We start from the raw sequence: 24,403 nt of genomic DNA, 5'->3' as shown, positions 1-24,403 counted from the left end.
CGAGTGGCTTTTTTGTCTATTAGTTTGCGAGTTCGTAATTTTCTATGAGATTGAAATTGAGGTATTTATAGACTTTATCTGTCTTTCCAGCCAATTTCTTAGGTACTAAGCTCATATACTCTTCAACACTTGGAAGTCTTCCTAAAAGTGCACAAAGAGCAGCGAGTTCTGCACTACCTAAGTAAACTTTAGAGTTTGGTCCCATACGGTTATCAAAGTTTCTGGTTGATGTTGAGAAAACAACAGCACCTTCTCTCACATTGGCTTGGTTACCCATACAGAGAGAACAACCTGGAATTTCTATGCGAGCACCTGAATTTCCAAAGATCGAGTAATAACCCTCAGCGGTAAGTTGCTCTTTATCCATTTTTGTAGGAGGTGCGATCCAAAGTGTGGTTGGTACTTTTCCTTCGCCTTGAAGAACCTCGCCAAGTGCTCTGTAGTGACCAATGTTTGTCATACAGCTTCCGACAAAAACTTCATCGATTTTCTTAGGACGATTTGCATCGGCTAAAACTTCACTGAGTGTTGCAACATCATCTGGATCATTTGGACAAGCAAGAATCGGCTCTTTAATTTCATTAAGATCAATTTCAATGACTTCTGCATACTGAGCGTTACTGTCAGCTTTTAAAAGCTTAGGATCAGCAATCCATGCTTTCATTTTATCTGCTCTTCGTTGCAGCGTTTTAGCATCAGCATAGCCTGCTTTGATCATTGATTCAAGTAGTGTAATATTTGATTTGAGGTACTCAACAATCGGCTCAACATCAAGTGCTACAGCACATGCAGCCGCACTTCTTTCAGCCGAAGCATCACTAAGCTCAAACGCTTGCTCAACTTTGAGTTTTGGAAGCCCCTCAATTTCAAGAACTTTTCCTGCAAAGATGTTCTTTTTGTTTTTCTTAGGAACAGTCAATAACCCTTTTTTGATGGCATAGTAAGGAATAGCATTCACAAGATCACGTAATGTAATACCCGGTTGCATTTCGCCTTTAAAGCGTACCAAAACAGATTCAGGCATATTAAGAGGCATACTACCAGTTACTGCTGCAAAGGCTACAAGACCTGAACCCGCAGGAAAAGAGATACCTATAGGGAAACGTGTATGACTGTCTCCACCTGTTCCTACTGAATCAGGAAGAACCATACGATTGAGCCATGAGTGAATAACACCATCCCCTGCTCTAAGGCTTACACCAGAACGTGAAGTGATAAATGCTGGTAATGCATGGTGAAGCTTCACATCGCTTGGCTTAGGATACGCCGCGGTATGACAGAAACTTTGCATGACAAGGTCTGCACTAAAGCCAAGAGCAGCAAGCTCTTTAATCTCATCTCTGGTCATTGGTCCTGTTGTATCTTGACTACCAACGGTTAATGTTTGAGGTTCAACATACATACCTGCACGTACACCCTCAACACCACAAGCACGTCCCACCATTTTTTGAGCTAATGTATAACCTATACCTTTTTGCTCAGCGGGTTGTTCTGGTTTTGCAAAGATTTTTTCAGCACCCATGCCAAGACTTGCTCGTGCTTTTGATGTTAAGCCACGACCAATGATAAGCGGAATTCGTCCACCTGCACGGTACTCGTCAGCCAAAGTATTGGGAGAAAGTTTGAAAGTTGCAACCACTTTGCCATTTTTTTCAATTTTGCCCTCTTGTGGATAGACATCAATCAAATCGCCTGTTTCTAAACCTTCAACATTGACTTCAATAGGAAGAGCTCCACTGTCTTCTGCGGTATTAAAGAAAATTGGAGCGATCGTTGTTCCAAGAATAAGACCACCTGTTTTTTTGTTTGGCACATTTGGGATTTCACGACCCATAAACCATTGAATAGAGTTGATGCCCGATTTTCGGCTACTGCCTGTTCCTACAACATCGCCAACATAAGCAACTTCATACCCTTTAGCAATCAATTCTTTGATTTTTTCAATAGAACCAGGGAGTCTTTTTACCAACATAGCATTTGCGTGAAGGGGAATATCACTTCTCGTAAATGCTTCACTAGCAGGGCTAAGATCATCTGTGTTTGTCTCACCTGCTACTTTTAAAACAGCTACCGTGATTTTTTCTGGAATGGTAGGTTTAATCGTAAACCATTCAGCATTTGCCCAAGAAAGTAACACTTCTTTAGCGTACGCATTGGTTTTTGCAAGTGTTTCAATGTCATTAAATGAACTATACACAAGGACAATATTTTTAAGTGCATTACATGCGGCACGCGCTATTGCATCATCTTTTGAGCTTAGCGCATCAACAAGAGGCTGAACATTGTATCCACCAAACATAGTTCCTAAAAGCTCCACGGCATAAACAGGAGAAATTGCTTTACAGGTAACTTTTTTCTGAGCTACATCATTGAGAAAAGCTGCCTTAACATAAGCTGCTTCATCCACGCCAGGCGGAACACGGTTTGCAAGTAAAGATTTCAAAAAGGCTTGATCACCCTCCTCTTTCTTCAAAAGCTCGACTACCTCTGCTGTTTTTTTAGCATCAAGAGGTAAAGGAGGAACACCTAACTTTGCTCTTTCATTCACTTCTGCTTCATACGCTTGGAAAAAACTCATTGTGACTGACTCCTTGTGGTTGGTAAGTTTAGACGATGATTTCACGCTGCCCTTTAGCGTTTTGAGAAGAGAGTATTCCCATGGCCTCCAGTTGCTCTACAATCGTCGCTGCCCTATTATAGCCAATATTCAATCTTCTTTGAATATAAGAAATTGAGCTCTTTTTTTCATTAAGGACAATGGCTTTTGCATCCTCAAAAAGCTCATCCAATTCGCCACTATTTTTACTACTTGAAGTAGCCGAAAAGCCCTCGTCACTCTCTTTAAGAAAACTCTCGTCATATACGACAGGGCGCTGTTTTTTGAGGTATTCAACCACCTTGTCAATCTCATCTTCAGAGGTATAAGGAGCATGTAAGCGAATGAGTCCAGAAGTACCCGGAGGTGTGAAAAGCATATCGCCATTTCCAAGCAGTGAATCTGCCCCCATGGCATCCAAAATGACTTTTGAGTCGATTTTCTGCCCTACTTTAAAACTAATACGAGAAGGTAAGTTTGCTTTAATAAGACCCGTTACAACATCAACGGATGGCCTTTGTGTCGCAACTATAAGGTGAATTCCACTTGCTCTGGCCATTTGAGCCAAACGTGCTATGTAAAATTCAACATCTTTACCACTGGTCATCATCAGATCCGCTAACTCATCAATAATAATGACAATATAAGGTAACGGTTCAACACCAATTGTTTTTGCTTTTTCATTGTAATTTTCAATGTTTTTGGTTTTAGAACGACTCATCATCTGGTAGCGTCGCTCCATCTCACCAACCATATTTGCAAGCGCCACAATAGCTTGCTTTGGTTTGGTAATAACAGGCGTTAAGAGATGCGGGATATCATTATAAATCGAAAATTCTAACATCTTAGGGTCGATCATCAAAAAGCGCAAGGTATCGGGTGAATTGCGGTACAACAAAGAGAGTAACATGGCATTAATACCCACACTTTTACCACTACCCGTCGTTCCAGCAACCAATAAATGAGGAAGTTTTTTAAGATCGGTAACAAAAGCATTTCCAACAATATCTTTACCAAGAGCAATCGTCAAAGGTGAAGCTGATTTTTTGAAAATCTCACTCTCTAAAATCTCTTTAAGGTAAATAGTTTCTATTTTTTGGTTAGGCACTTCAATACCTACAACATCTTTACCTGGAATTGGCGCTTGAATACGAATTGTTTTCGCTTTTAATGCCATCGCAAGGTCATCTTGAAGCGTTAAAATACGTGAGACCTTCACATGGGGCGCTGGTTTAAACTCAAAAGTCGTTACCACAGGACCTGAGTAAGTCCGCACAACATCACCTTCAATTTTAAAGCGTCTGAGTTTTTCTAAAAGGTCTTGGATTTTTTGATCAATCTCACTCTCATTGACATGAACAACTTTTGCTGGAGGATTTGCCAAAAAAGACAATGGTGGCAATTTAAAGTCTTTTGGCTTATCACATTCACCTTGGTCAATTTCGGAGAGAAGCTTTGTATTTTCCGCCACTTCACTCAAAATTTCCACTTTTTTTGCACTTTTGAGTCTAACAAGTGGCTTTTTAGGTTCATCATTATCAGGATAAAGAGGTGCTATGATAGCTGGATTTTCATCAGGAACATCATCATTGAGTGTAATTCTTTCTTCCACTAAAGGTTCTTGCTTTTTAGTAATTTTTGTCTTTTTCTCTTCAACAATAGCCGTTTCTTGAACTTCTTCTTTATACGCTTTTATTTTTGTTTTGGTAAACGTAGGTTTCAGTAGAGTAAGAAAATCACTAATACTTGATTCAACAAGCAATGTCATTGAAAGAAGAAAAATAGCAACAATAAAAAGCCAAACGCCCATAATACCGATAGATGCGATTAACATATCGACAATTGAACGACCAAAAGAACCACTCAAGTTACTTTTAACAAGAATGGACTGTGCCATTAAAATCGTGAAAAGCAGGATCGTCGAAGCGAGATAAACACCAATACGACGCTCAGTAAGTTTGCTCTCCTTGTAAAACGAAAAAGCAGGTAAAATCAATACAAAAGGATAAAGAAAAGCAACGTATCCAAACGTATTTTGATTTGACTTTCCAAGATATGCACCAAAGTTTCCAACAACAGATGCATCCGGCAAAATGGTTGCAACACCTAAAAAAAGTGCAACCGCAATAAAAATAATAAAAAGAGTCTCTTTTAAGATAGCAGATCCTTTACCTGTAATAATATAGAGTTGATATTATAACAGATTATTACAGGTAATCTAAAAGCGTCATCGAATTGACTTTTGAGATGGTCGATAGCATTGCTTGATATGACGTTGTAATAGACTGAAATTCTAAATAAGCTGCGGCAGGATCTATACCAATAACATCATTTTGAATGGACTTAACATTAACGCTGAGCATTTCAGATCGAGTATTAGCATCGGTTAAAGCATTGGTTAAAGCGCCAATTTTTGTTTGAGCTTTCGTGACATGATCGGCAATATGATCGAGTTGTGTGAGTGAGTTTTGAATACCAATATTGCGTGGATCACTTGATGTTGAATCCATACGGAAATTACCAGAGCGTACGGCGGCTATCATCTCATCAAGTTGCTTAAACATGTCTATAGATGGATTTGAAATTGCTACCGAATTATTTGCCATAAATGTAAGTGCAGAACTTCCAACACCTGTAAAATCCGTGGCACTTGCATCATACATTGTAAAGTCTATCTTAGATTCTGAAGCTGTTTTGTCTTTAATAGTCATTTTCCCTTGGTAATCTAAGTTCACTTCCACACTATTTTTAGCATTAGATACAGCGTAATTATACTCTGTTAGATTGGCATTACCAATAGCCTTGTTGTAATCTTCTGTTGCTTTGATTACGGCAGCAGGCGTTGATGCTGGATTGTCTCTTATGATTCCTGCATCAATAGCTTTTTGAATGTAACTTGCTGTTTCAGGAGAAACACCTGTTTTGGCTAATGTAGTTTGCGCAGTAAGGATTGCTGCATTTGCAGCACTAACAGGAGGTATACCAGCCGCTATTGCCGTATTTATAGCTGTTTGAGCAGCAGTCGAAACACCTTGTTTTGGTAAATTTCCCGAAGTTGCCATACCAATCAGGTCATTCAGTTGTTGATAGGTCATTTTATCAGCTGTTGTATTGAGATTTAAAGGATCACCACCACTGTAAATAGAAAAAGTTTCGTTTGCACCTGTTGTATTTCCATCACCATTTAAGTCAACGGAAAAAGTTGTGTTGGCAATATCAAGATTAAGGGTTCCTGTTCTTTTTACGCCATTTTTATCCGTATAGTTAAGGACCATATGCTTGCCATTTAAACTGTCAACACCTGCAACGTCTACAAGTTTTGTATTTGCTGTTGCAAAATCACTGGTACTTTTAACCACTTGAGAAACATTGCCTGAAAGGGTATTGCCATCTTTTTCAAAGCCTCTTCGTGCAAAGTTCATTGCGTCAGGAAGTTGATTACCATGGGCTAGTGCATTGGAGGCATTTTTCAATTGCATTGTTGTACTAAATGTATTTGTTGGATCATTGACTGACATACGACCATTGGATAATGTCACATCACCGGCACTTAATCCATACTCTGTTTCAATCGCTGTCATCAAATCTTGTACAGTTTTTCCACTGGTTGAGAATGATGTTCCTCCAAAATCTATATGATCAACATCTGATGGGAAAATACCATTTAATAGTGTTGTAGGAGTTATATTAGAATTGGTTATATTTTGCATAGGAAAATCTATAGCAAATGTACCAGATGTAACAGCGACAGAGCGCATTGTTAAGTCAGGTACAGAAGCAGTTGTTTGATAATTACTTTTATTGAATGCAATGATATCTACATTAGGTTGAGTCAATAAATTATCTACATTCATAATTTGTTTAGCATTGCCTGTCTCTCCAGGAAGTGCATTTCGATCAATCGCACCAAAAATATTCATATCTAAAAGTTGACTGCCAGATTTTAAATCTTTCACTTCAATCTGACCACGAGCATTCATACTGACATCTACAACTTTATTGGTTGCTGTATTACCATATGCGTTTCCAATCTTTTCAATCAAATCTGAAACTTTTGAGCTGGTGTCAATTTCTATGACATTTGAAAATGTTTTCCCATCACTTTTTGTACCAGAAAGATAAAAAACAGCCTTAGGATCATCAGTTGCCACACTGTTTTTATCGCCAACAAGATCTCTAATCGTATCCGTATCTTTTAAATAAACATTAGAAGAAGCAGTATTTTTACTATCACTTGTCATAACAGCAGGGTTCAATTTTGATTGATTATACATTGATATATTGGTAGAAACCACTCTATTATAATCTGTATCTTTTCCTAAAAAGAGAGATTGTCCTGTGATGTTATACGGAAGTTCAACGCCAGAACCTATCATTGCAGTTAAATTCTCTGCATTTCCATTATATGTACCATCACTTGAAATAGGTTTTTGAGACAATGCTGAACCTGAAAATAAGAATTGCCCGTTAATTGAAGTGTTGGATAAACCTACTAAATAATCCCTTATACCTTGCAAATCATTTGCAAGTGACTGTAAACTTGTAGAAGAGTTAGAGGTAGTTGAAGCCTGAACCAACTTTGATTTAAATTGATCAAGTTTTTCAGTGAAACTTGTTAAGGCAGCATCCGTGTTATCGGCAAATGTTTTTGCTTTTGAACTGCTCGCAGAAGATTGACCTAATGTGTCAATTTCATTATTAAGACGCATTGCATCTATATAAACACTTGTATCTTCATAACTATTTTGAATTTTTAACTTAGTAGAAATTTGTTCATTTATCGCATATAACTTCTCTGAAGAAGTTTTATAGTTTCGCATTGATGTGTTGAATAAAAGTGAATTTGTGATTCTCATGGTTTTCTCCATAAATTTTCGTTTCAAAGTATAAGCAATTTTAATTCCCTGAGCAAAATATCGTCTATTAGGGTTTATTCTTTAACTTTTTAAAAAAAATTATTGTCTTTTTTTAAAAAAAATTGTACAATCCTCGGACAAACACTTTATTTTAAGGAATGAGCAATGAAAAAAGCGGAATTTATCCAAGCGGTCTCTGAGAAAGCAGGTCTTTCTAAGAAAGATAGTCAAAAAGCTGTCGATGCAGCTTTAGAAGCAATCAGCGAAGCACTAGTCGCTGGCAAAGACGTAAGCTTTATCGGTTTTGGTACATTTAGTACTGCGACAAGAGCTGCTAGAAAAGCTAGAGTTCCTGGTACAGACAGAGTCGTTGATGTTGCTAAAACAACAGCTGTTAAATTTAAAGTTGGTAAAAAACTTAAAGACGTTGTAGCAAAAGCTTAATTCTTCGCCTCAAAAAGCTTAAACATTCAGTTTTACTGATGTTTAAGCTTTTTTTTGTATAATTCCAACTCTTATTTAAAGTGCCTGAGTGGTGAAATGGTAGACGCGCTAGACTCAAAATCTAGTATGGAGACATATGCCGGTTCGAGTCCGGCCTCAGGTACCACCCTAACTCCCTAAAATACGATATTCCCAACCTTAAACTTTACTGGTGTCAATGAGGTGTCAATAATTGTCAAAATCATGCAATTATTTTGCTGATATCAACTGTTATTGTTCCCGTGTAATGATTACGATTGACTTCATCCGTTTCATGTCCCATTTGATGAAGAATCCAATCAAGAGGCAAGCCAAATTGCTTTAGCATTGTATTATGCGTTCGCCTCATTTTTTGCAAACCACCACCGCCTACAATATGAAGCTTTTTACACAACTCTTGAATAGATTGCGTAATACTTGTTTCACTAAAATAGGGTTTACCCTCTTTTGAATGAAATACAAAGGTTGAAAGCCCTGTTAGCTGTCTTTGTACAAGAAGCGCTTGTTTCGCTTGCGGTAACAGATCAATCAAACGGATTTTATCGCCTTTTGGCAGATCAACAGTACCTTTTCTAACTCTCATACAGACATCAATCTTGTTTTTGTCAAAGTCTATATTGTCCCATTTAAGACCTATTATCTCCCCTGCTCTCAGTCCGCTGTAAAAAACAAACTGAATAAGGTTATGAAGTTGTCCGCTTGAATGTTCAATAAGCAATTTTCGATCTTCATCACTAAAGACATCAACGATACGTCTAGGCAATTTGGGCGACTTAACGGGTGTTAGAGGATTTTTACGGATGAGATCATCATTAAACGCAAATTTAAACACGACACTTAGCGTACTTCGATACTCTTTCACCGTTTTTGGTGCAAGGTTTTTTAAAAAAGTATCTTGCCATGCTTGAATGGTTGATGGTCTAATATCATCTAACGCTATATCTCCAAAATACTTGATAAGCCTCTCAGCTTTTTTAATCTCACCACGTTGCGAAAATTCGTTTCGATTACTTTGTGTAATATCCACAATATATCTCGCATACTCAGCAAAGCTCATTCGTTGATCGGCTTCTTTGTTTTTTTGGTAATAAAGCTTCCAAAACTCATCTTCAACATGAGTTTTATACCAGCCAATTAACCTACTCGTTGCCTTCTTGCCTGTTGATAGGCGGATGGTTTTACCATTAACAACATTTTGTAAAAGAACATTCCCTGTTTTGGGATGTTGAACGACACAAGCCACTTGAAAACTCCTTTCAAGTTAGCCAAGAACAATGAAATCATACAATGTTTGGATGCACATTTGCAATCTCACTTTTATGGATGTACCAAAACCGCCCTCTTTTGACAAAGCTATCAGGATGTAAATTTTTCAGACACCATTTACGCAAACCGTTCATACTCATGTGATGCTCTTGTGCAAATTCTGATGTTAAAGGAAACCATGTTGGTAGTTTCAATAGCGTTGTTTTCATGGCTTTCATTTCATTTTCAAGGTTGTTTATACGATCAATTAGCATCACATCACCTCTAACCGCTTACTAAGTTCATTATTGGCAATTTTAAGCTGTTGTGTAAGCGTTTTAGCCTCATCTTGTGTTGCCGCTGTCAGTTGCTTAGATAATCGCTTAATAGTGTGTTGTAGCTCTTTTGTGCCAAGCAGTTTAAACGGTAGTTGATAAGGAATAAGTTCATCATCTTTCGTGCATTTATACCGTGCTATTAAATCATCCTCTTTATCTCTAATCACTACATCATATTTTGTAGCAACACGTGGTGATGGATTAGAGGGGTTCTCTTTGATCTCACCATAAAGATCAATAGCTCGATCTGAGATTTTGGTTATCAAATCAGGAGAAAGCACAATATTGTTATTGAGTGCTTTATGGATAAGCTCATGGGTATCAGTAATAAACTTTGGCAGATCATAAACATAGCGTTTTTGAGGAATACGCTTTAAATCAATCTCGTATTGTAAGAACTCTGTAATAGAATAGTTCTCTTTGATATACTCCCAAATCTCTAAGGTTTTAGCTCTGTTTTTAGAGTTATTGAGCATATCTTTTTTACTGATGGTTGTAAGATCAATAAGCCTTATATCATCCATTGCTGTTTTAAAAAGATTGTTGGCATTACTGAGTAATCCCTCTAAGGTACGAATACCCATATTTTTAAAATGAACCCTGTGCATTTCAAACTCTAAATTAAAAATAGGCTCTTTAAGATCAAATCCATGATAGGTGAAATAGTCTTGCATGATCTCTGCTTTATCCGATTTATCCAGTTCTATTTTTTTATCATAGAGCCTTAGGAAAAAAGGCTTTTTGCCGACATAGATGGTTTGAGTACGTTTAGAGTTGCCAAACTCTGAAATGATGTGATACCCTTTTTTCTTAGAGACAAACATCTCTTTAGTGACAAATCCAAAATCATATTGCACAAAGCAGTTAAGATCAGCCCTAGAGATTTCAAAGAGTCCTGTTGTGATCTCTTTGAGCAGTTCTTCATTGATAAAGGCTAAGAGGTTCTTTAGTCCTATGGTATAGATACCAATACCTTGAAGCTGTATTTGGATGTTGTGTTGATAACTTGCAATGTTTGGGTTTTTAAGTCCCAGTTTAAAATACTCATTAATATCTCTAAACCAATACACCCCTTTATCTTTGGCAAGATAGCGTAAAGCGGTTGTTCCCAGTTTAACAATCATGGCTGAATTGGCATAGGTATATGCATCACTCTCAAAAAGTTTCGTTTGGGCTTCGAGTTGACTTTGAAGATCAAAAAAGGCGTTTTCATACGCTTCATTACTTTGAGCAAAGTAGTAAAGCGTATCAATGCCATAAATAGACTTTACTTGCATAAAATTCCTTTCTTTTTTTATCGTTTTCCGTATGTGAGCGATGTGTTACCAAAAGCATCGCTAAAAGAGTGGAGAAACCCAAAGCCACATGGGGACAAAGTCCCATGAAGCTTTTCCTGTTTCTCTCCTGTTTTTAAATGCCGTAGAATTTAGCATCACCAATCAAACCAACCTGTACTTCCACTTCACTATTGATCTTATCCTCGTATAAAGAGAGTCTCTCTACTGGAATAGAAAGATCGATCAATTGGTTTTTGTACTCACCGTTTTTAAGTGGTACTCGTGCCAAGAGTTGAAGTTTGGTTTTACCCTTAATGGTTTCCCCTGTTTGCTGATTGGTAAAGTCATTACCTGTAAAGATATTCAGCAACTGTGCCTTGAGTGTTAACATAGTTAACTCCTTGTATGAAATTAACCAAAGCTTTGATTTATGTTTTAAAACGATGACAGTTTAGGAAAAGAGAGAAGAATTTATCTAGGAATTTTTTTCGAAATTTATCGGTATTTTTACATCATGTGTGATGAAATATTGAAACTTTCAATTATTTCATCAAGTAAATCAACAAGTTCATGATTATTAGCTTCTAATGCTTCTTGCTTTTGTTGCTTTTGGAGAGTTTGAATTAATTCTATATCTAAAAATTTAATTGGAATGACAGGTTCATCATATCCATAGATTTTATGCACATCAACTTTACCAATGCATTGCACATTATCAATTTTTTTTAGATTAATTGTTGCATCAATATCAAGATGATGCATAATGGTATCGGTGATCTCTTTGGTTTTATACTTCGAAAGAGATAGATTGCATAGAATTTGATAAACTTGAATTGAGAAAGAGGTTTTAATACGTTTTTCTGTGATATTAAAAGCATGAAAAAATGTATGCATATTTAAAAAACTATTGGCAAAATCTTTTTTATAATGAGAAAAATCAACGCTTTGTTCAACAAAAAAATTTTCTATATCAATAAATTTTAAAAATGCATTTCGAATTAATTCAAATGGATTTTTATAATAAATTGGATTACTCCAATATGCGAAGACAAGATCATGAAGTATATTAATGAGACTTTTTTTGTTGCATAAGAATAAATGCAATACAAAATTTGTACTCAATAATCTAAAATAAAGTTGCTTATCCTTGTATTGAAAATTATGAAATTTTCTAACCGCTTCAATATGAGTCATTTGAGATTTAATAAAATTATCTATATTTTTACTAGAAATGGCTTGTTTGGGTAAAAAGGAATTGATATGCTTTGAAGTCCATATTTGATAGGCATGCTTATTATTTATTATTGTAAATAATAAACTAAGTTCACCGCTAGTTAGTTTTGTTTCCAAATCAGGAATATTAAAGTCTTTTAAAACTTTATAGGCAGTTAAATGAAATTTCTCATTTGTTAATGATTCCAATGTTACTTTACTCCCTCAAATAATAAGAAATATGTATTTTAGGCATATTATCGAATAAAAAAGTATAATTTATAGTAACATTTTATATTTAAAAATGGATAACGTTTAATGAAAAAAGAAAAAGTTGATACAAAATCACCTATTGAAGATAAACCACTGCGATATCCTGCTCAATCATTAGATGAGAAAATTGATGACCTGATTGGTGAAAAATCATTTACATATATCATTATCCCTGCATTATTTATTATGTTAGCATTCGGATCTTGGATTTCTTACTTTGGGCAGACAATTCCTAATCCAATAATATTTACAATTATGGCACTCCTTTCAATAATTTGGGCTATTTACCAAATTATTAAATTCAGAAAAGAAATAAAATCTCTTAAACAAGGTCGAGATGGCGAACGTGAAGTCGGAATGAATCTTGAATTACTAAGAGAACAAGGATTCAAGGTTTATCATGACATCGTTGCAAAAGATTTCAATTTAGATCATATTCTTATAGGCACTCAAGGTATATTTGTCATTGAAACTAAAACATACTCTAAGCCTTTAAAGGGCGAGTGTAGAATTATCTATGACGGAGAAAAACTTTCATATAATGGAACGTTTGAAAGTGATAAGCCTATTATTCAAGCTAAAGCGGGTGCACATTGGCTCAAAAACCAACTTAGAGCTTCTACGGGAAAAGATTTTAATGTACAACCGATAGTTGTATTCCCAGGATGGTTTACCGAGTCAAAAGTTCCACAAAAAGATATATGGATTTTAAATCCAAAAGGTTTAGATAAATTTATGAGAAACTCTAAAGTATCGCTTAATATAGAAGATATAGCGCTAATTACAAATAGAATTGAAATCTATATTAGAAATTGTGAATATAAATAATACAAAAAGAAAAAGATATAATTACAGAATCTTTTATTATAAAAAGGATGCATATGAACAATATTTTTGATGATTATAAATATAAAAATGTTACGAAAAGAATTAGGTTAAAAATTAATCAGATAAAAGAAAAAATATTATCACCATGGGAAATATCTAATTTTGTTGGCAATTTTAACACTTATTACTACCAAGCGGAAGTTATTAATACAATTGCAATAGCACTTAGTCAAAATATATCACCTGAAAAAATTATAATTTTCGATGAGTCTTTTAAATTAAATCAGCAACATTCACAATTATTTTATCTATCACTAGAAGATGAAGATTTAAAATATTTATATCATATTGGTAATCCTGTTTCCCTTTTTCCAAATGAAGAGATATATGTTATGAATATTTTGTTTAAAAGTTTTAGACAAATAAATGAATTTTTATATCAAATTGATAAAGCTAAACTTTTAAATAAAGATCTGTTATGTCAATATTATAATGGATATAAAAGACATGGATTTAATAAATTAGTAACGCTATTAGATCAAGCAACTAGCGATAGCTTAGAAAAATCAAATCTAAGTGAAGATGAAACAATCAAAAAAAATGAAATTTTTAAACGACTTATCAAGCAACATGATGAGTATGTTTCTTGTCTTGATGAAATAACTTTAATAAAACAAAATCTAATAGAAAACAATCTAAGCGGTATAGAGTTTAAAGGTAAAATCTACAAAAAATACTTCACTTCCTTTTACACGCTTTTAGGCAATATTCAAAGACCAATTTTAGCAGTTAAAAATGAAAATAACGTCCTAACAATACTGTGTAGAGCTCAAATTAATAAAAAAGCAAATAATGCTGTAACTTTGGATTTAAAATCTATTACTCATAATAGTCCGATAGGTGCAATTTTTGAAGGTGGAGCTACAATATATAAAACCTTTGCAAGCGAACGTAGAGAACAAGAAATACATGAAAAAAAATTGAAGCAGGAAGAATTAAAAGAAAAAATATTAGAAGCTAAACTAGAACAAGTTTTAATTGAAAAAGACATAAAGGCACTAGAGCGTATAGAAAAAGCGACCTCTGTATTACAAAAGATTCAAAATGCGGAAAGCTTGGAAAATCAAGATTATATTAGTAAAATTCCAATTCCATATTTGAAGCAAAGTATTCAACATTTTGAAAACAAACTTATTGAAAAAAGTACTAACTTATTATCAAAAAATAATTTTGAAATTGATTTAGAAAGTAGTGAAGTTATAGATTACGCAAATAACAAATTTGATTTTTATGGTTAAAAATTATGCATTATATCACCTTTGTTTTACATAAAATAATACATATTATTTTATGTTTTATCAAGTTAGAAGGTGTCAATAAATACAATTAATATTGTGTGCTCTTGGCTAACTAATTTTTTATAAAATGCCTAAATTTAGGACTTTATCGTATTCTTTTCCATGAGTTCGAGTCCGGCCTCAGGTACCACCCTTCTTTATTTACTTCTAATTCATTTAACAAAATATTTTTAATCTCTTGTTTCTAAGCATCTTTGTATTATTTTTTGCTATAATCCAACCCTATTTATCTTTACATATAAAGGCATTCAATGCAAGGCATTCTATTTGATGATCTTAAATCTCTCAAAGACAAAATGAATCAGGAAGAAAAAAATACGCAAGAAAAACTCATTGTAGAACAAAAAGAAGAAAAAGAAAAAAAACTTCACGTTCAATTTGAAAAATTTATGCAAAACTCTGGAGTTAAAAAACTACATTAACCCATGACATCTTATTCTCGCATGATTGAATTTTCCACATTAGAGACCAAATGCTCCTACCTTGATGGATGCAAAACGCGCATGGAGTACAAGTATATTGAAAATGCAACTATGGAACTCAATCAAGCTTTAATTGAGCGGGGATGGAGGCGCTTTGGTCACTACTACTCACGACCTCAATGTTTTAATTGTAAATCATGCTTGAGCCTTCGTATTGATGTTAAAAATTATGATTTTTCACGCTCTGCTAAGCGTGCTTTTAAAAAAGCAGAGGGACTTCGGTATGTCATTCAATCACCTACAATTAGTACCGAGCATCTTGAACTTTACGATAAGTACCACCGTTTTATGGAACAAAAACGTGGTTGGCAATACTACAATCTCAAACCGCAAAGTTACCATGAGCTCTACGTCAGCGGTGCACATAATTTTGGCAAAGAGGTGCTCTATTTTCAAGGAGATCAACTCATTGGTGTCGATCTCATAGACTTTTTAGATGATGGAATTTCCTCGATCTATTTTTATTATGATCCTGATTTTGAAAAGCTTTCTTTGGGTAGACTCTCAATTTATGAACAGATTATTTTAGCCAAAGAGTATGATTTGGATTGGATTTATCTTGGCTATTATGTCGAAAACTGCCAAAGCCTCAAATACAAAGCTTTTTACCAACCCTACCAAATTCTCCAAGGCAATCCAAATTTAAATGAAGATAGCGTCTGGATATAAATTTCTAAAGTTGGAATTCTTTTTGCTTTAAGGTAAATAACTTGATACAAAAAGGATGGATAGATGCACCTTTCACTTTCTCATGATATGCTTGCTCTTACAATTCAGGAAGATTCAAAAACGTTTTATTATCTTCAAAACATTGCTGATAAAAACTTCCAAAAGAAAATTGGTCGCAAAGATAAAATGATCATTTTTAAAGAAGCAGATGAATTAGTGCAACGTCGTTATTTTTTAAAGCTTATCAGTAAGATCTATCTACGAAAAACAGGCAATGCAGAACAAGCCCATATTATTGAAAATGCTCTTGATAAAAGCATCAAAATTTCACTTCTAAAATCCAATCAAGTCCTTCAAAAAATGAACATTAGTCTTGCCATTGAAGACAATTACGCTGTGGTATTCCATCTAGGTTCACACAATACGCTTTTTGCATCGTACCTTAAGAGTTATTTTAAAGATCATTTGGTCAGGATTCGCCCTAAAAATGGCACGATTACGCTTTACCCCAATTCAGATATTACAGTGCGTTTATTGGAAAAACTTTTAGAACAAAAAGAACTTTTTGGTTGTTTTGTAGAGTTTTCCTATGCCATGGAAGAGTTTATAGCGTATAAAAAAAGCTTCGTAGCTAAACGTGCTAAACGAAGCCGTCACAATGCCCTATTCTCTTTACTCGAAGAGTATTTTGGCGTTCTTGGTTGTAAAATGGAAGACTCTTTTGAGATTATTCGTAGAAACTATCTTTCATTGGTTAAAAAGTATCATCCCGATAGCTGTGGCTTATATGATGGTGATTTACATGTGAAGTACGTTGCGAAGTTTCAAGAAGTTCAAACTGCCTATGAAATGCTTAAAATGCACTTTAAAAATAGTGAAGTTAGAATTGCTTAAAAGTTAAGTGTGTAGAGTTTTTTACGTTCCGATGAACTAGCAATATTAAATTGTTGTCGGTATTTTGTAATTGTCCGGCGCACCATTTTTATATTAAATTTTCCCTCAATAAGCTCTAAGAGTTTGATGTCACTCAGTGGTTTTAGTTTGCTTTCATTTTTGACCAGTTCAATCATATACTCTTTAATAGCACTGTTCGAAATGTCCTCTTCTACGGCAGTTGCAAAAAACTGCTTTAAAGGAATAACGCCACGCGAACATGAGAGGTACTTACCTGCAATGGCGCGTGAAATCGTCGAAGGATTGCGACCTAAATCATCCGCTAGATCTTTGAGTTTCATAGGTTTTATTGCTTTTCCAAAGAAAAAATCATACTGATACTCCACAATCATCAATCCAATTTTGTAAAGGGTTGCTTTACGCATCTCAAGTGCATCAATAAGGTCTTTGGCATCTTTGATTTTTTGAGAAACAAAACTATGATTTTCATCAAGCCCATCGGTATCAATAATCACCTCAGGATAGTAGGCATCATTAAGTCTCACTTCAATAGCACCGGCTAAATCGTAGATAAAAATATCGGGGATCACCTCTTTTTCATCTTCTAAAAAATCAATAGCGGGAGGATTGCGAAAACGTTTAATGATGCTTAGAGCTTCGTGAAATAAGAACTCTTTGCTGAATGATTCGATGTTTTCAAAATTGACTATGAGCTTTTCAACCATAGCATAAAGTTCATTTTCCAAAGAGAGGTCTTGGAGTTGAAATAAAAAAGTCTCTTTTACATCCAATGCCCCAATGCCCAATGGTTCAAGATAAGCAAAGCGTTGTCTTATCTTTTCTACTTCAGGAATAGAAACGGATAATTTTTTAGCAATTTCAGCCAATGCTTCAAGTTCAAAATAACCCTCAGAATTGATATTTTCAATAATTTCATACGCAATTCTTTGTGATTTTTCAGTAGGAAAAAGTGGTGGATTGATCTGTTCATGGAGCGTTTGAAAAAGTGATTTTTTATCAAGCGTCAGTGCTTCAATGGTCTCTGAAACTGATGCTTTAGCCACTTCAGAAAAAAAGCTTTTTTTCTCAAAGCGTTTGTCAGGTGTTTCAGAGCCTGATTTAACGCTGATAAAAGGGTTTTCTTGCACAAATGGTTCAAGTGTTTCAACCAAGCTATCCAAATTGGCTTGGAGTATAGGAAGCCACCCTCTAAGCGTTGAGGAAAACTTTTGTTTGGTTGTTTGTGTGCTAGAAACCCTAAGTTTCAAAAACCATCTCCCTTATGCGTTAAAATCTAAAATCTTCGCCAAGATAGTAGGTTTTAACCAATTTATTTTGCGCGACTTCTTCACTGCTACCGCTTGCAAGCAAGGCACCATCTTTAAGGACATAAGCACGGTCACAAATAGCAAGTGTTTCACGAACATTATGATCAGTAATCAAAACACCAATATCAAGCTTTGCAAGCTCTTGTACAATGCCCTGAATATCGGCAACAGCGATAGGATCTACCCCTGCAAAAGGCTCATCTAAAAGAAGAAATTTTGGTTGTAAAACCAAAGAGCGTGCAATCTCACAACGACGCCTTTCTCCTCCACTTAAACTCACGCCATTGCGTTTACGAATCGGCTCAATGTTCAACAAATTTAAAAGCTCTTCTACTCGGTTCATCGCATCTTCTTTATTAGGATAAACAATCTCCGCCGCTAACATAATATTTTCTTCAACACTCAAATCTTTAAAAATACTTGATTCTTGAGGAAGATATCCGATACCGAGTTTTGCTCTTACATGTAAAGGTATTTGGGTCACGTCTTGCTCATCAAAATAGACACTCCCAGAACTAGGAGGAATAAGCCCGCAAATCATATAAAACATGGTGGTTTTACCAGCACCATTAGGTCCTAGAAGACCTACGACTTCACCACTTTTAACATCAAGCGAAACACCTTTAATAATTTCTGACTTTTTAATAACTTTTTGTAATTCTTGAACTTTAAGCGTATGCATTCATGTGAACCTTGTAATTGCGTTTTAAATCCATTGTTTCAATATCAATTGTACTGTATCCTACGCCGAAATGACGTAATATTTTCTCAAATTCAGCATCACCCCATTCAATGAGATGGTACCCTTCACAATCCAATTTTTCGATCAATCCACTTTTGAGAAATCCATCACTTCCACACTGGTAAATGTCATAGTGAAATAATTTTCCCTCATATTCATGTAAAATCGAAAATGTCGGTGAAGAAATAGCCTCTTCAATACCTAATGTATTGGCAAATGCTTTTACAAATGCTGTCTTACCGCTGGCAAGATTCCCTCGCAAAAGAAGAACGCCAGCATTGCCTATTTCATGGTGTATCTCTTCTGCAAAAGTATTTAAGTGCGCTAAATCACACACTTTCTCATAAATTTGACTCATACAAGATACGAAAGCTTGATAATTTCACCAAGCTTATCCCACGCTTTTTTACTCGCAATGGCTTCTTGCATCATCGCAATACCTTCTTGCATATCTCTGGATTTTCCATCGATCATTAAAGCACAAGCTCCATTTAAAAGGACGACATCCAGTTTAGCGCCTTTTTCATCACCGCGTAAAATGGCACGGGTAATTTCAGCGTTTTGAACGCTCTCACCACCTTTTATGGCATCAAGGGGCGCAAGTTTAAAACCAAATGCTTGGGGATCAATTTCGCCTTCTGTGATGATTTTATTTTCTATCAAGGTATACCGTGTTGGAGCTGTAATGCTTACTTCATCTAACCCATCCAATGAACTTACAACCATACTTTTTGTTGTTCCAAGTTCACGTAATGCCTTACTAAAACGCTCAATGTAATCCACGTGAAAAACGCCTACCATCTGCTTTTGTGCACCTGCAGGATTAGCGAGAGGACCTAGCATATTGAAAATAGTACGATGGGAGAGGCTTCTTCTGATAGGCATAATGTGTTTCATGCACGGATGATGATTCATCGCAAACATAAAGACAAAGCCACACTCATCTAACATTTTGATCTGTTTTTCAGGTGATAACGCAAGATTAAGCCCCAACGCTTTTAACACGTCTGCGCTACCCGAAAGCGAGGTCGCGGAGCCACTGCCATGTTTGGCAACTTTACACCCTAACGATGCTAAAACAATAGAAGTAGTTGTCGAAATATTAAAAGTACCGCTTTTATCGCCACCCGTTCCTACAATATCAATAAGTTCAGCTTTTAAATGCTCTGGAATATCTAGCTTCACACTGTGTTTACGCATAACATTTGCAGCCGCAGCAATCTCTTCGAAGCTTTCGCCACGCTCATAAAGTTCGACTAAAAAACGCGCCGCTTCTTCGCTGCTTAGCTTATTTTCAAAAAGCGCATTAAACTGATCATAAGCCTCTTGGTAATTCATACAACTTCCCTTGCGTATTCGTTTTGTTTCGTTTTTGGAATGGTTTTGGTCTCAGGAATCTGCAAAACTTCGTATTTCACTGCTCTTTCAAGGTAATTAATGGTAATAATATCACCTACTTTAACATCTTTAGCAGGTTTCACAACAACACCATTGATACTTATAACACCATTTTTGCACATATCTTCTGAGACAGCACGACGTTTTGTAATATTGGTACTATTTAAAAATTTATCGACTCGCATGCCCCGTCCTTAGGATTTAACGCTCATTCTATCAAAAGAATATTTAAACTTGCTTTTTTAACTTTACAGGTAAAGCACACACTTAAAGCATAAGCAAAGTTTTTACAAACTTGCGCTACCATCACGCAATTCTATAAATTCTGTGAGGATTCGTATTATGAAAAAAAATGTCAAAAAAGTAGTTTTAGCTTACTCAGGTGGACTTGATACCAGTATTATTTTAAAATGGCTCCAAGATGAGTATAAATGTGAAGTTGTAACGTTTACAGCAGATATCGGTCAAGGTGAAGAGTTAGAGCCTGCACGTAAAAAAGCCATCTCTTTGGGCATTAAGCCAGAAAATATTTTTATTGAAGATTTAAAAGAAGAATTTGTTAAAGATTATGTATTTCCTATGTTCAGAGCAAACGCTATTTATGAAGGTGAGTATCTTTTAGGAACCTCAATTGCAAGACCTTTAATTGCTAAACGTCAAGCTGAAATTGCAGCAATGGTTGGAGCTGATGGCGTAAGTCATGGTGCTACGGGTAAAGGAAACGATCAAGTTCGTTTTGAAATGGGTTACCTTAGCATGAACTCAGACCTTGTCATCATCGCTCCTTGGAGAGAATGGGATTTGAACTCTCGTGAAAAATTGCTTGCATATGCTGAAAAAAATGGCATTAGCATCGAGAAAAAACCAGGTAAATCACCCTACTCTATGGATGCAAACTTGCTTCATATCTCTTATGAGGGTTTAGTACTTGAAAATCCAGCCGCAGAACCAGAAGAAGATATGTGGAGATGGACAGTAAGCCCTGAAAAAGCACCTGATCTTGCAGAAACGATTGAACTTACCTATGAAAAAGGTGATCCAGTAGCACTTAATGGCGTAAAATTGAGTCCTGCGAACATGCTAACACAACTTAATGAATTAGGTTGCAAACATGGTATTGGTCGTACAGATATCGTTGAAAACCGTTTTGTAGGTATGAAAAGTAGAGGTTGTTACGAAACACCCGGTGGTACGATTATGCTTCGCGCGCACAGAGCGATTGAAAGCATTACACTTGACCGTGAAGCTGCACACTTTAAAGATGAGATCATGCCTCGTTATGCTAAAACAATTTACAATGGTTTCTGGTTCTCACCTGAACGTGAAATGATGCAAGCAGCGATCGATAAATCGCAAGAAGGTGTTAATGGTACTGTTAAGCTCAAACTTTACAAAGGCAATGTTTCTGTTATTGGAAGAGATTCAAAAACCAATAACCTTTTCAATGAAGCATTTTGTACCTTTGAAGAAGACGAAGTCTATAACCAAAAAGATGCAGAAGGCTTTATTAAACTTAATGCCCTTCGTTTCATCATTAGTGGTAAAAATAGAAAGAAACAAGGTAAAGCTTAAACCTTATGGATGTGCCATGTGGAGATGAATGGAGTGAAGAAGCGATGATGAATTTAGTTCAAACCGTAACACGAAGCTGTGAAGTCAGTGGTGAAGAGTTACATGTCATGCTAAATTTACGAGCGCAGAAGAAGCTTGATTTTGTACTAATTGATATTCGAGAGATGTATGAATACTCCGAGTCTAGCATTAAAGGTACAGATATGCTCATGCCAACTTCGACCATTCATCAACAGATGGATATGCTTAAAAAGCTCGCGAGTAAGCTTTTGGTTTTTTATTGCCATATTGGTGGGCGTACAACACAAATGATATTTATTTTACGAAGAATGGGCTTTTCAAACATCGCCCAACTCAGTGGTGGGATTGACGCATTTCATGGTGAAAAACTGAAAAATGCCCCACTTCCCAAGACGATGAGATAAAAAAATATTCTGCCAATGCTATTGGCAAGCTTTAGTGCCCTAGTGGCTAACGTAGCTTTAAGAGCTTTTTGCTTTTGAAGCGTTATAAAGGATTTTAAAATGAAAGTTTTATTGATTAAAGATGTTAAAGATTTAGGTAAAAAAGGTGAAATTAAAGAGGTTAAAGACGGTTATGGTCAAAACTTCCTCATTGGCAAAGGTTTTGCACTTCTTGCAACCAATGAAGTTATGAGAAAATACGAATCAGATCAACGTAAAAAAGCAGCTGCAGAAGCTGAAGAGATTGCTAACCTTAAAACCATTGAAAAGAAATTAGGTGAGCTAAAGCTTACGGTAAAACGTAAACTTGGAGCCAATGGTAGTCTTTTTGGTGCTGTTACGAAAGATGAAATTGCACACGATCTGAAAGCACAACATAACATCGAAATTGATAAAAAAACCATTGAGATTGAACATGCTATTAAAACAACAGGCGATTTTGATGTCAGTATTAAACTAGGTCACGGCATCCACGCAGTACTAAAACTTATCATTCTTGGAGAATAACCTCTATGTTTGAAGCAACCACCATCCTTGCATGTCGGGGTAAAGATAAAGCCGTCATTGGCGGTGATGGACAAGTCACCTTTGGCAATACCGTACTAAAAAACAACGCTACTAAAATTCGTAAACTTTACAACGGCAAAATCTTAGCTGGTTTTGCAGGAAGTACGGCTGATGCATTCAACCTTTTTGACATGTTTGAAAGTATTTTAGAGCAAAAAAAAGGCGATTTGTACAAATCTGTCATCGAGTTTTCCAAAGAATGGCGTAAAGATAAAATGTTACGTCGTTTAGAAGCTATGATGATTGTCTTAACGTGCGATCATATTTTTATCTTAAGCGGTACGGGTGATGTGGTTGAACCAGAAGATGGCAAAATTGCAGCAATTGGAAGTGGTGGAAACTATGCTATTTCAGCTGCTCGTGCTCTTGATCGCCATGCACATCTTGATGAAGAGACACTTGTCAAAGAGAGCTTGAAAATCGCTAGTGAGCTTTGTATTTATACCAATGACAACATTAAAACATTTGTTTTAGAGAGATAATTTCATGAACTTAACGCCAAAACAAACCGTTGCTTACCTTGATGAGTATATCATCGGACAATTTAATGCTAAAAAATCAATTGCCATAGCCCTTCGGAATCGTTACAGAAGATTGAAACTTGAAGGTGAAATGGCTGAAGAAGTAATGCCAAAGAACATTTTAATGATCGGTTCAACCGGTGTTGGCAAAACAGAGATCGCACGTCGTATGGCGAAAATGCTTTCCCTCCCTTTCGTCAAAGTTGAAGCGAGCAAATACACAGAAGTGGGCTTTGTTGGACGTGACGTTGAATCTATGGTACGTGATTTGATGATGTCATCTATCAACCTTGTCAAAGCGGAACATAAAGAAAAAAACCAAGATGACATCGCTTCGCACGTTGAAAAAACCATTATTGAAAAACTTCTCCCACCACTTCCTAAAGGTGTGAGTGAAGAGAAAAAAGCTGACTATGAAAAAAGTTTTGAGAAGATGCGACAAAGACTTCGTGATGGAGAGTTGGATGATCTTAAAATTGAGGTTGAAATTTCTCAGAATAACAGTGATTTAGGTGATTCTTCGCTCCCTCCTGAAATGATAAAAGTGCAAGAATCATTTATTAAAATTTTAGGAACAGGACAAGGCAATATCAAAAAAGAGATGAAAGTCAAAGATGCCAAAGAAGCCCTAAAAATAGAAGCCAGTGAAAAGCTTTTGGATATGGAAGCCGTTAAAACGGAAGCCAGAGAGAGAGCCCAAAATGGTGGTATTATCTTTATCGATGAGATTGATAAAATTGCTGTAAGTTCTTCTCAATCACACCGAAGTGACCCAAGTAAAGAAGGTGTTCAAAGAGATCTTCTTCCTATTGTCGAAGGTAGTGATGTTAATACCAAATACGGAAGTATCAAAACAGACCACATTCTTTTCATCTCAGCAGGTGCATTTCATCTCAGTAAACCAAGTGATTTAATTCCTGAGTTACAAGGTCGTTTTCCACTACGTGTGGAACTAAGCTCTTTAACGGAAGAAGTCCTTTACCAAATTCTAACACAGCCTAAAAATTCGCTCCTACGCCAATATCAAGCACTTTTAAAAACAGAAGGCGTGGAATTGGTATTTGATGATGATGCCATTCGTGCCATTGCTAAAATTGCTCAAATCACCAATGAAAAAACGGAAGACATTGGAGCCCGTAGGCTTCATACTATCATCGAAAAAGTGCTTGAAGACATTAGCTACAGTGCCGATGAACACGGTGGAGAAACGTTACATGTAACGCAAGAACTTGTACATGAAAAACTCGATGCTATTGTTGAGAGTGAAGATAGCAGTCGCTACATTTTATAAATAAAGAAG

At 35.8% G+C, this 24,403-nt stretch carries 24 protein-coding genes and 1 tRNA gene; 12 read left to right on the top strand and 13 right to left on the bottom strand.

Annotated features, from left to right (window positions below; genetic code table 11):
• Positions 1 to 19: 19 nt before the first annotated feature.
• The 3 genes from acnB to V7Q04_RS06585 all read right to left on the bottom strand — a co-directional run bounded on the left by acnB (position 20) and on the right by V7Q04_RS06585 (position 7,416).
• Positions 20 to 2,578, bottom strand: coding sequence for a bifunctional aconitate hydratase 2/2-methylisocitrate dehydratase (acnB, locus tag V7Q04_RS06595; RefSeq protein ID WP_333804152.1), 2,559 nt, complete (start codon positions 2,576 to 2,578; stop codon positions 20 to 22).
• Between the two features lie 28 nt (positions 2,579 to 2,606).
• Complete coding sequence (locus V7Q04_RS06590; protein ID WP_443070036.1) at positions 2,607 to 4,688, bottom strand: DNA translocase FtsK 4TM domain-containing protein; 2,082 nt, start codon at positions 4,686 to 4,688, stop codon at positions 2,607 to 2,609.
• 115 nt (positions 4,689 to 4,803) lie between these two features.
• Positions 4,804 to 7,416 carry a flagellin N-terminal helical domain-containing protein gene (locus V7Q04_RS06585; protein ID WP_333804432.1) on the bottom strand — a complete coding sequence of 871 codons (2,613 nt, stop codon included), beginning with the start codon at positions 7,414 to 7,416 and terminating at the stop codon, positions 4,804 to 4,806.
• Between the two features lie 201 nt (positions 7,417 to 7,617).
• Here V7Q04_RS06585 and V7Q04_RS06580 point away from each other — a divergent pair, with 201 nt between their 5' ends.
• On the top strand, positions 7,618 to 7,896 hold the full coding sequence (locus V7Q04_RS06580; protein WP_333804151.1) for an HU family DNA-binding protein: 279 nt from the start codon (positions 7,618 to 7,620) through the stop codon (positions 7,894 to 7,896).
• Positions 7,897 to 7,978: 82 nt separating this feature from the next.
• A tRNA-Leu gene (locus V7Q04_RS06575) sits at positions 7,979 to 8,062 on the top strand.
• Positions 8,063 to 8,137: 75 nt separating this feature from the next.
• Here the strand turns inward: V7Q04_RS06575 and V7Q04_RS06570 are convergent.
• The 5 genes from V7Q04_RS06570 to V7Q04_RS06550 all read right to left on the bottom strand — a co-directional run bounded on the left by V7Q04_RS06570 (position 8,138) and on the right by V7Q04_RS06550 (position 12,217).
• A complete protein-coding gene (locus V7Q04_RS06570; protein WP_333804150.1) occupies positions 8,138 to 9,178 on the bottom strand; it encodes a tyrosine-type recombinase/integrase in 1,041 nt (346 codons plus the stop codon).
• Positions 9,179 to 9,215: 37 nt separating this feature from the next.
• Complete coding sequence (locus tag V7Q04_RS06565) at positions 9,216 to 9,455, bottom strand: hypothetical protein (RefSeq protein WP_333804149.1); 240 nt, start codon at positions 9,453 to 9,455, stop codon at positions 9,216 to 9,218.
• Complete coding sequence (locus V7Q04_RS06560) at positions 9,455 to 10,795, bottom strand: hypothetical protein (RefSeq protein ID WP_333804147.1); 1,341 nt, start codon at positions 10,793 to 10,795, stop codon at positions 9,455 to 9,457. Before V7Q04_RS06560 ends, V7Q04_RS06565 begins: the two co-directional genes overlap by 1 nt.
• A 133-nt stretch (positions 10,796 to 10,928) precedes the next feature.
• On the bottom strand, positions 10,929 to 11,186 hold the full coding sequence (locus V7Q04_RS06555) for a hypothetical protein (RefSeq protein WP_041957562.1): 258 nt from the start codon (positions 11,184 to 11,186) through the stop codon (positions 10,929 to 10,931).
• 116 nt (positions 11,187 to 11,302) lie between these two features.
• Positions 11,303 to 12,217, bottom strand: coding sequence for a hypothetical protein (locus tag V7Q04_RS06550; RefSeq protein WP_333804145.1), 915 nt, complete (start codon positions 12,215 to 12,217; stop codon positions 11,303 to 11,305).
• Between the two features lie 108 nt (positions 12,218 to 12,325).
• Between V7Q04_RS06550 and V7Q04_RS06545 the strand changes: the two genes are divergently transcribed.
• The 5 genes from V7Q04_RS06545 (at position 12,326) to V7Q04_RS06525 (ending at position 16,511) form a co-directional block, all read left to right on the top strand.
• A complete protein-coding gene (locus V7Q04_RS06545; RefSeq protein WP_333804144.1) occupies positions 12,326 to 13,108 on the top strand; it encodes a nuclease-related domain-containing protein in 783 nt (260 codons plus the stop codon).
• 53 nt (positions 13,109 to 13,161) lie between these two features.
• A complete protein-coding gene (locus V7Q04_RS06540) occupies positions 13,162 to 14,406 on the top strand; it encodes a hypothetical protein (protein ID WP_333804142.1) in 1,245 nt (414 codons plus the stop codon).
• A 311-nt stretch (positions 14,407 to 14,717) separates the two neighbouring features.
• Positions 14,718 to 14,888, top strand: a complete 171-nt coding sequence (locus tag V7Q04_RS06535) for a hypothetical protein (protein WP_333804140.1) — start codon at positions 14,718 to 14,720, stop codon at positions 14,886 to 14,888.
• Positions 14,889 to 14,909: 21 nt separating this feature from the next.
• A complete protein-coding gene (locus tag V7Q04_RS06530; protein ID WP_333804431.1) occupies positions 14,910 to 15,617 on the top strand; it encodes an arginyltransferase in 708 nt (235 codons plus the stop codon).
• A 63-nt stretch (positions 15,618 to 15,680) separates the two neighbouring features.
• Positions 15,681 to 16,511 carry an adenylosuccinate lyase gene (locus tag V7Q04_RS06525; protein ID WP_333804139.1) on the top strand — a complete coding sequence of 277 codons (831 nt, stop codon included), beginning with the start codon at positions 15,681 to 15,683 and terminating at the stop codon, positions 16,509 to 16,511.
• Here the strand turns inward: V7Q04_RS06525 and V7Q04_RS06520 are convergent.
• The 5 genes from V7Q04_RS06520 to V7Q04_RS06500 are packed head-to-tail and all read right to left on the bottom strand — an operon-like array spanning position 16,508 to position 20,164.
• Positions 16,508 to 17,779 carry an RNA polymerase factor sigma-54 gene (locus tag V7Q04_RS06520; RefSeq protein WP_333804138.1) on the bottom strand — a complete coding sequence of 424 codons (1,272 nt, stop codon included), beginning with the start codon at positions 17,777 to 17,779 and terminating at the stop codon, positions 16,508 to 16,510. The genes V7Q04_RS06525 and V7Q04_RS06520 overlap by 4 nt on opposite strands.
• A 19-nt stretch (positions 17,780 to 17,798) precedes the next feature.
• Positions 17,799 to 18,521, bottom strand: a complete 723-nt coding sequence (gene lptB, locus V7Q04_RS06515; RefSeq protein WP_333804136.1) for an LPS export ABC transporter ATP-binding protein — start codon at positions 18,519 to 18,521, stop codon at positions 17,799 to 17,801.
• The gene (gene tsaE / locus V7Q04_RS06510; protein WP_333804134.1) at positions 18,508 to 18,939 is read right to left on the bottom strand and encodes a tRNA (adenosine(37)-N6)-threonylcarbamoyltransferase complex ATPase subunit type 1 TsaE; all 432 of its coding nucleotides are present in this window, start codon (positions 18,937 to 18,939) and stop codon (positions 18,508 to 18,510) included. Before tsaE ends, lptB begins: the two co-directional genes overlap by 14 nt.
• Positions 18,936 to 19,919 carry an anthranilate phosphoribosyltransferase gene (trpD, locus tag V7Q04_RS06505; protein WP_333804133.1) on the bottom strand — a complete coding sequence of 328 codons (984 nt, stop codon included), beginning with the start codon at positions 19,917 to 19,919 and terminating at the stop codon, positions 18,936 to 18,938. The genes tsaE and trpD overlap by 4 nt, the downstream gene beginning before the upstream one ends.
• Positions 19,916 to 20,164, bottom strand: a complete 249-nt coding sequence (locus tag V7Q04_RS06500; RefSeq protein WP_333804132.1) for an RNA-binding S4 domain-containing protein — start codon at positions 20,162 to 20,164, stop codon at positions 19,916 to 19,918. Before V7Q04_RS06500 ends, trpD begins: the two co-directional genes overlap by 4 nt.
• A gap of 157 nt (positions 20,165 to 20,321) precedes the next feature.
• Between V7Q04_RS06500 and V7Q04_RS06495 the strand changes: the two genes are divergently transcribed.
• From V7Q04_RS06495 to hslU, 5 genes are all read left to right on the top strand, one after another.
• Positions 20,322 to 21,551, top strand: coding sequence for an argininosuccinate synthase (locus tag V7Q04_RS06495; protein WP_333804131.1), 1,230 nt, complete (start codon positions 20,322 to 20,324; stop codon positions 21,549 to 21,551).
• A gap of 5 nt (positions 21,552 to 21,556) precedes the next feature.
• Positions 21,557 to 21,976: a rhodanese-like domain-containing protein gene (locus V7Q04_RS06490; RefSeq protein ID WP_333804130.1), complete on the top strand. Its 420-nt coding sequence runs from the start codon at positions 21,557 to 21,559 to the stop codon at positions 21,974 to 21,976.
• A gap of 99 nt (positions 21,977 to 22,075) precedes the next feature.
• Positions 22,076 to 22,522 (top strand): 50S ribosomal protein L9, encoded by a 447-nt coding sequence (gene rplI, locus V7Q04_RS06485; RefSeq protein WP_333804129.1) that lies wholly within the window; start codon positions 22,076 to 22,078, stop codon positions 22,520 to 22,522.
• A gap of 5 nt (positions 22,523 to 22,527) precedes the next feature.
• Positions 22,528 to 23,064: an ATP-dependent protease subunit HslV gene (gene hslV, locus V7Q04_RS06480; RefSeq protein WP_333804128.1), complete on the top strand. Its 537-nt coding sequence runs from the start codon at positions 22,528 to 22,530 to the stop codon at positions 23,062 to 23,064.
• Between the two features lie 4 nt (positions 23,065 to 23,068).
• On the top strand, positions 23,069 to 24,394 hold the full coding sequence (gene hslU / locus V7Q04_RS06475) for an HslU--HslV peptidase ATPase subunit (protein ID WP_333804127.1): 1,326 nt from the start codon (positions 23,069 to 23,071) through the stop codon (positions 24,392 to 24,394).
• Positions 24,395 to 24,403 lie beyond the last annotated feature (9 nt).

The sequence above is a fragment of the Sulfurospirillum sp. genome, from assembly GCF_036802865.1.
GTDB lineage: Bacteria > Campylobacterota > Campylobacteria > Campylobacterales > Sulfurospirillaceae > Sulfurospirillum.
The sequence above is the reverse complement of the archived record's forward strand: the minus strand, read 5'-3'. Positions and strand labels throughout refer to the sequence as shown.

Coding starts and splice junctions, on each gene's coding strand:
- acnB (WP_333804152.1), bottom strand. CDS start 2,578: ATGAGTTTTTTCCAAGCGTATGAAGCAGAAGTGAATGAAAGAGCAAAG.
- V7Q04_RS06585 (WP_333804432.1), bottom strand. CDS start 7,416: ATGCGAAACTATAAAACTTCTTCAGAGAAGTTATATGCGATAAATGAA.
- V7Q04_RS06580 (WP_333804151.1), top strand. CDS start 7,618: ATGAAAAAAGCGGAATTTATCCAAGCGGTCTCTGAGAAAGCAGGTCTT.
- V7Q04_RS06565 (WP_333804149.1), bottom strand. CDS start 9,455: ATGCTAATTGATCGTATAAACAACCTTGAAAATGAAATGAAAGCCATG.
- V7Q04_RS06560 (WP_333804147.1), bottom strand. CDS start 10,795: ATGCAAGTAAAGTCTATTTATGGCATTGATACGCTTTACTACTTTGCT.
- V7Q04_RS06555 (WP_041957562.1), bottom strand. CDS start 11,186: ATGTTAACACTCAAGGCACAGTTGCTGAATATCTTTACAGGTAATGAC.
- V7Q04_RS06545 (WP_333804144.1), top strand. CDS start 12,326: ATGAAAAAAGAAAAAGTTGATACAAAATCACCTATTGAAGATAAACCA.
- V7Q04_RS06540 (WP_333804142.1), top strand. CDS start 13,162: ATGAACAATATTTTTGATGATTATAAATATAAAAATGTTACGAAAAGA.
- V7Q04_RS06535 (WP_333804140.1), top strand. CDS start 14,718: ATGCAAGGCATTCTATTTGATGATCTTAAATCTCTCAAAGACAAAATG.
- V7Q04_RS06530 (WP_333804431.1), top strand. CDS start 14,910: ATGATTGAATTTTCCACATTAGAGACCAAATGCTCCTACCTTGATGGA.
- V7Q04_RS06525 (WP_333804139.1), top strand. CDS start 15,681: ATGCACCTTTCACTTTCTCATGATATGCTTGCTCTTACAATTCAGGAA.
- lptB (WP_333804136.1), bottom strand. CDS start 18,521: ATGCATACGCTTAAAGTTCAAGAATTACAAAAAGTTATTAAAAAGTCA.
- tsaE (WP_333804134.1), bottom strand. CDS start 18,939: ATGAGTCAAATTTATGAGAAAGTGTGTGATTTAGCGCACTTAAATACT.
- trpD (WP_333804133.1), bottom strand. CDS start 19,919: ATGAATTACCAAGAGGCTTATGATCAGTTTAATGCGCTTTTTGAAAAT.
- V7Q04_RS06500 (WP_333804132.1), bottom strand. CDS start 20,164: ATGCGAGTCGATAAATTTTTAAATAGTACCAATATTACAAAACGTCGT.
- V7Q04_RS06495 (WP_333804131.1), top strand. CDS start 20,322: ATGAAAAAAAATGTCAAAAAAGTAGTTTTAGCTTACTCAGGTGGACTT.
- V7Q04_RS06490 (WP_333804130.1), top strand. CDS start 21,557: ATGGATGTGCCATGTGGAGATGAATGGAGTGAAGAAGCGATGATGAAT.
- rplI (WP_333804129.1), top strand. CDS start 22,076: ATGAAAGTTTTATTGATTAAAGATGTTAAAGATTTAGGTAAAAAAGGT.
- hslV (WP_333804128.1), top strand. CDS start 22,528: ATGTTTGAAGCAACCACCATCCTTGCATGTCGGGGTAAAGATAAAGCC.
- hslU (WP_333804127.1), top strand. CDS start 23,069: ATGAACTTAACGCCAAAACAAACCGTTGCTTACCTTGATGAGTATATC.